Source organism: bacterium (assembly GCA_040757115.1).
Lineage (GTDB): Bacteria > UBA9089 > CG2-30-40-21 > CG2-30-40-21 > SBAY01 > JBFLXS01.
Genome location: JBFLYA010000200.1, coordinates 1 through 6803 on the forward strand (window position 1 = coordinate 1; position 6803 = coordinate 6803).

Here is a 6803-nt window from a genome sequence, read left to right on the forward strand (position 1 = left end):
TGTGGAAAACAACAAATTTCCATAAATTTCTATTAGTTTCTATTAATTTCAATTTTTTTAATAATATCTCCCTATCTCCTTAATCTCCACATCTCCTTTTGTTACACCACCTGAACGCTTACAAGTTTGGCTACTAATATTTTAACCCCTAAAATAAAAAAGGGGTAAACAATCAAAATCGTCCACACGTCACGAAGTCCGATAATGATAGCTACCCCTCTTGCTGTGCAAAAAACACAGCAATAATAGTAGCCTCCTTCTTAGTGACGTGTGAGAGGATAAAAATCCTCTTTTAAGAAAAAAGGCTATTAGCCTCTACTAAATTTATTTTGCCCAAAAACCTATTTATCTACATTTCATTATACCAGATTACCTCCATGTTGTCAACAAAAAATTCAGGCAAAATTAGAATTTTATCTACATCCCTCCTTCAGGATAAAATTATCTGGATAATTCTCTCTGTCTCAGTTTGTGAATTTCTTGCCAGATAGTACCTTTATAGTAAGTAGAAAGGAACTGTTTTGCAGTCATTGTAAGGAAGGCATCAACCTGAAGTTTTTCGTAAATATCTCGATTATCAGATACTAAAATGTCAGCTTGACAACTTTCCGCAAAAGCAGCAATCAAAGCATCTCCCGTTTTTAGCCCTTCTTTTGAACAATATTTCTCAAATAGTTCCCTGGAGACAGTATATAAAGGGCCAAATATAATTTTATGTGAAGAGCTTATGAGACGATAAAAATCTTTTGCTAAATTATCGGGTAAATTCCTTTCGACTTCATCCCGTATAATCTCGGGAACAAAAAGGCTAAAGTCCGGAATTGAGCTTATCATCTCAGGCAACATACTAATAAGATCAATAGAGTCCTTGGCTCCGGACTTTCTATTTAACCCAAATATGTATTCGTTGCTATCCAAAATAAGCCGAATACTTTTCTCGCCAGAGTTCTTCTCTTGTTTGTCTGAGCCTTTTGATAACCTTTTCACCTTTCAACCTTTGCATATCTTTTTCATTCATTCTGTCTCTTATCTTTTCAATTGCCTCTGCACACCTTTGACTATCTAAGGAATCTTTAGCTGGGTAGAAAACAGGGAAATAATAAACCATTTCTCGTCTCAGTCCTTCACATATAATCTCCTCAATACTCGAAAATATCTGAGCATCTACTAACTGCTTTGAATCTTCATATAAATGCTTTGGGATATTGACTTCAATATGTTTTAAAGACATTACCTTCACCCCCTGACTATGGTCATTATAACATCATTAAACAAAGTTGTCAATAGAAAATTAAGGATTACGCTTAAATTAGAGTTTTATCTATCTCTCTTCCCAGTTTTGAATCTTCAAATAAAAAGGGCATTTTTTACATTCTTGTAAGGTGTGGTTATGACAACAGGCTGGATTTTTTACCTCAAAACAATTCTTACTCTGCCTGTACGCCTCGCACATTAAATAGAAACTTGCAGGACAACCCTTGATATTAAAGCATTTATTCATTATCTCTTCCTCCTCTTTTTAAGTAATCGAATTAATCGAATAAAACAAATTCGTAAAAATACGAAGAATTCGTTAAATTCGTTAGATTTGGCTACTAATATTTTAACCCCTAAAAATAAAAAAGGGGTAAACAATCAAAATCGGCAACCCGACAGTAACACCGATAATGATCGCCACCCCTTACTACACAAAAGTGTAGTTTAAGATAGCGACCTTCTTCTTACTGTCGGGTTAGAGGATAAAATTCCTCTTTAAGAAAAAGAGCTATTAGCCTATACTAAATTTATTTTGCCCAAAAACCTATTTATCTATATTTTATTATACCAGATTACCTCCATGTTGTCAACAAAAAATTGGTGGTGTCTGAAAATAACTCTAATAGTGAAATCTATGCAGATTTGGTGTCCAAAAGGAATTTCCTCCAAAGAGCAAAATGCAAAACTCGTTTATAGTTTAGGGTTTATAGTGTATAGTTTATAGTTTATAGTGTATAGTGTATAGTGTATAGTCCTTCAACTATAAACTATCAACTATAAACTATCTTTGCCAAAGTTCAGTAAAATTATCTCTTTCCTTTCAGCGTTAAAATACTTGTAACTGTTCAGATAGTAATTCACCGCAGAGACGCAGAGAAACAGAGAGGAAAATATCTTTTTTTTTCGTGTTTTTCGGTGTTTAAAAAAGTTTAAAAACAGTTAGGTGAAAGTAAGTATTAAAAGATTAATAAACAACGAAAGACCCGAAATGCACAAAAAAAGGAAATTTCTGTCTCTGGTGAATAGATTTTAATTTTTTCTCTGCGTCTCTGTGGCATCTTGCGGTGAACGGTTACAAATACTTGAAGTCCTTTTTGAAATTTGATTTGTAATTTTGCATTTTGATATTTGATATTTAATATTTATTTATTGTCTCCCCAAATCCTATTTTGCAGAACCCTATACACTATTTTAACCTTTATGATAGATTAAGACACCACCCGAAAAAGCTATCATTGCCCAAAATTTTTCTTGACATCTCTTCAATCATGGGTTATAATTATATCAAAAGCGGGTAAGTCCTGCAGCGTACCGTGATGTTTCCTGCTGTAAGGTGGGTTAAGTCACGGAAGTATATGCTGTAGGGACCGCTTTTTTTATTAATATAATTTCTTTTCAATAGTTATCTTTTCTTTAATCAAGTCATAAAACCTTGAATCTTTCCACTCATAGTTTCGAAATATGTAACCGTTCACCGCAGAGACACAGAGACGCAGAGAAAAAATTAAAAACTATTTACCAGACGCAGAATTCCATCACGGATTTTCATCAGTGCAAGCTTTTGAGGACCGACATATCATGATTGATTAACAAATTTGGTTTTGATGTCCTATGTAGGACAATGATTGCATCAATAATCTTTTCTGTTATCTGATTTATTTCCATGTCTTCTCTGTTCCTCTGCGTCTCTGCGGTGAATTACCACCTGAACGGTTACAAAAAATTGTAGTTATTGTCAGACACTACCGAAAATTACAAGACATTAAATTCCATTTCGTGTCCTTCGTGCTCTTCGTGGTGAATAGTTACCTTTTGACTAACTGTTTTTAAGCCTTTTTAAACACCGAAAAACGCAAAAAAAAAGATATTTTCCTCTCTGTTTCTCTGCGTCTCTGCGGTAAATTACCACCTGAACAGTTACAGCTTTTTATTTAGCTGACCCAATTCGATATGTAATTTGAGCCTTTTGAGACATAGGTGGTAAAATAGCCTCTGCAACAAGGATAGGTTTTTCAAATTGTTTATTTTTAAAAGCGGCAACAATAACATCTTCTTTAATTCCAACCATAACACCTTTTCGTTTTAAGGCAGAGAGGACATCTTCTGGACCAAGCATTAAATTACCCTTTTGGGGAGGAATTATCGTAAAATAAGCCTTAAGTTTATCTTCTGATATATCAATTTTAACTTTTCCACCTATTTCTTGAGTAAGTTGCATAATACCAATTTTAACGGTTGTAGGAACATTTGTCTTACAGGCAGCTATTATTTTAGAAGAATCGATTCCAATAAAACCTTGTTGTTGTGCGGCAAGGATAATATTTTCCGGGCTCACCTTTTTCCCTGAGCCACTTGAAGAAATAATGTGGAGATATAAACCATCTTCGCGGTTTTCGAATTTAAAATTCCCATCTACTGGAGGACCATCTATATTATTTATCTCATTCCATTCTTTTTTCCAATGTTCAGAGGCACCTTGAGGAAATATTCGCAATATAGGTCGGTTAGAATATTCATTAGAAATTATTTCTCCATCTAACCCTTCAGCCGGCAAACCTAATAATTCAGCACCTTTTCTTTTTCCTTCTTCTAAAGATGCCGCCTGCACGATTACTGATGGTGAGAATTGAGGATGTTTAACCTTTTGTTTATGAGTATCTTCTTGAGAGGCAGAGTGGGTAAACTCGATTTTAGGTTCTTGATATTCAGTGGTTGTCATTCCGGATAGTTCTGCTTTAATCGTCAGGCGTTTCAATTTCCGTTTGGGAATCATTGTTCTTCTTCCCAATATCATTTTTACTTTGGGATAAAGTATTCCGTGGATTGAGATATTTCCGCCTTGCTGTATCTTTACTTCGGTTTGTATAGAGGTGCGTTCACTGCCAATGGTCATAGCGTTTATTTCTTTTTTGGCACAAACAACGCCACCAGCAATTATTCCTTTTCTCCCAGAACAAATTACCCTTTCTCCATTTACTTTACACCCAAGTAATGCCCCTTCTATTAAAATATAGCCTTTTGCCTCTAATGATGATTCTTTAGCCGAGCAAGATTTAATATTCTCTTGTGCAATTATAGTTGCATTTCTAACTTCTTGTTTTATTTCTACGGTTCCACCTGAATCTATTTCAGCATCTGCTACAGAGCCCGCGATACTAACATCGGCGGTAGCGTGTATTTTAAATTTCCCCTCCACACTGCCTGAAACTTTCACCTCGCCATCAAAGTCAATATTCTCCTCTACATCTTTAGTTATTTGAAGCACTCTTTGGACATCTACGCGGTTTCCCTGCCACCTGATTTTTCCAAAAGAGGCGGAGTAAATCCGCAACCCATCTTCAGAGGCATAAACATTCATTCCTAAAATAACAGGAATATCCTCTCCCAGCTGAGGTAATAATTCTTCGCCGGTAACCGTTAATCCTGGTTTACCGAGGGCAGGTGGTTTTTTTACGGCTAATAATTGTCCCGGGATAGCATCATCCCCTAATGCTTCTATCTCCCAGGCCAGGTGAGTATCAACTTGTTCTTCCATTTAACCTAAATTTGCAGTTTCCTTTTCAAGTCGTTCAATATGTCCTCTTCCCAGAGCTTTTACGGCACAACCTAATTTCAAGTACTGCTTGATTTTTACATCGGATAAAATGCCAAAACAATCAACGATTGCCACGGATTTACCCACCAACTTCACTAAATTTTCAGGATTAATATCAAGGTAGTGTTTATGTTTAACGGCGAATATAACGCCGTCAACATCTTTAAGATTTGAATCTAAGTCATTCTGGATTTTGAGGTTTTGAAGATTATCCTGATATTTAAAAAATCGAGCTAATGAATGACCTGGAGCAGGATAGGTATCTTGTTTTTCAAATTCCCACCAATGTTGGAGATAAGGGTCATGAACCGAGATTTTAGCACCCATCTCTGTGAGTTTTCGGACAATAACCTCTGAACCACTATATCGTGTATCGCCTACATCTTCACGATATGCCGCACCCAATAGAAGGATTTTTGAGTTACTAACCTTTTTACCCATTTTTTTCAATGCCATTTCCATCAATTCTGCCACATGTAATGCCCTTGTATCATTAATATTAATAGATAAGGGTGTTATCTTGAAAATATCATCTTTAAAATTAAGGATATTTTTATATGCCCAAACGCCTAAAGCCCCATCTTTTGGCAAACAATAACCACCAACACCAGGTCCTGGAAAGATAATATTATTATGTGTAGGGCGGATTTTGATTGCCTCAATAACCTTGGTCAGGTCAACACCATTTCGTTCGGCAAATAAGCTCCATTCATCCAAAAAGGCTAAGATAGTTGCCCGGTAACTATTTTCAATGATTTTTGTTGTTTCTGATTCGACTGGTCTATCCAGAACAGTTAAAGGATATTCATCGGTATTTAGCACCTCATTTAAAAATTTAACTACCCGCCTTTTGCTTTCTTGATTTATACCGCTACAAACTCGCCAGAAATCACGGATTGAGCTAATGTAATTACGACCTGGCATCACCCGCTCAAATGAATGAGCCAATAAAGGTTCTGTTTCAATATTCCGCTTTTTGAATTCCTCTTTTAATATTGGATACGCAACAAACTCAGTTGTGCCTGGAGCCACAGTTGTTTCTATCAAAACCAGGGCATCAGCTGGCATTTTTTCGCCAATTACTCTTAGCGACTTTTCTAATGCGGCCATATCTGTATTTCCAGTTGAAATATCACCCAGAGATTCTTTCATATAGTCACATTGGACATCGACCACGATTACATCAGCTAAACTAAACGCATAGCCAGTAAAGGTAGCAATTAATGTTTCTTTATCCCGAACACATCGCAAAATCATTGGTTCTACTTCCGGGTCTTCTGCTTTGACGGGTGAAATGCCTCGGTTAAGATAAGGGATTTTCCAGTATGAGCGAGGTGAAGGTCTTTGCATGCCAATAACAAATTTTTGTGGTTTTTTTGTTTTTTTATCGACACTATCAGCAATGATTGCCGCCATAACCGCACCAACAAAACCAATTCCAACAACAACAACAATTTCATATCCTTCCGCTCGTTTTTTACCTACAATTTCATCTAACCGTTTATATTCAGCCAGATAATCATCCTGTGTTGGAAGCAAAAACTTTTCTCCATTTGGGCTTACTGAATACTCCATAATATTTTACCTCCTTTGTTTTGGTAATTGGTAACTGGTGAATGGTAATTAGTTACCAGTTACCATTTAACCGATTACTTACTTTATAATTTCGTGAAGCCCTATTGTGTAAGTATTCAATCCTGAGATATCAGGAGTCAGACACTGAAAGTCTACTTTTCAGAACTGGAATTTAATTTCTTGACAATTCTCTAAATATAGGATAAAATATACCTCCAGGACGAGGAGAAACGCTCATGCCCACAGGGATGGACACAAAGTCTTATGGTGAAATGTCAAGTAAAAAATTAAGTTTTTTTAAAAATATTTTTCTTGACTTATATCCCTAAAAAGGCACAAAAATAGTATGTTCGGATACAAGTGAATTTTTTAAATA

Annotated in this window: 5 protein-coding genes; all 5 read right to left on the reverse strand. The window is 35.8% G+C overall.

Annotation, left to right across the window (positions count from 1 at the left end; translation table 11 throughout):
• Positions 1–441: 441 nt before the first annotated feature.
• Positions 442–987: a type II toxin-antitoxin system VapC family toxin gene (locus AB1422_14655; protein ID MEW6620554.1), complete on the reverse strand. Its 546-nt coding sequence runs from the start codon at positions 985–987 to the stop codon at positions 442–444.
• A complete protein-coding gene (locus AB1422_14660) occupies positions 911–1231 on the reverse strand; it encodes a hypothetical protein (protein MEW6620555.1) in 321 nt (106 codons plus the stop codon). The genes AB1422_14655 and AB1422_14660 overlap by 77 nt, the downstream gene beginning before the upstream one ends.
• Positions 1232–1321: 90 nt before the next feature.
• The gene (locus AB1422_14665) at positions 1322–1501 is read right to left on the reverse strand and encodes a hypothetical protein (protein MEW6620556.1); all 180 of its coding nucleotides are present in this window, start codon (positions 1499–1501) and stop codon (positions 1322–1324) included.
• Positions 1502–3184: 1683 nt separating this feature from the next.
• The gene (locus AB1422_14670; protein ID MEW6620557.1) at positions 3185–4792 is read right to left on the reverse strand and encodes a flagellar assembly protein A; all 1608 of its coding nucleotides are present in this window, start codon (positions 4790–4792) and stop codon (positions 3185–3187) included.
• Positions 4793–6427 carry a nucleotide sugar dehydrogenase gene (locus AB1422_14675; GenBank protein MEW6620558.1) on the reverse strand — a complete coding sequence of 545 codons (1635 nt, stop codon included), beginning with the start codon at positions 6425–6427 and terminating at the stop codon, positions 4793–4795.
• Between the last annotated feature and the right edge of the window lie 376 nt (positions 6428–6803).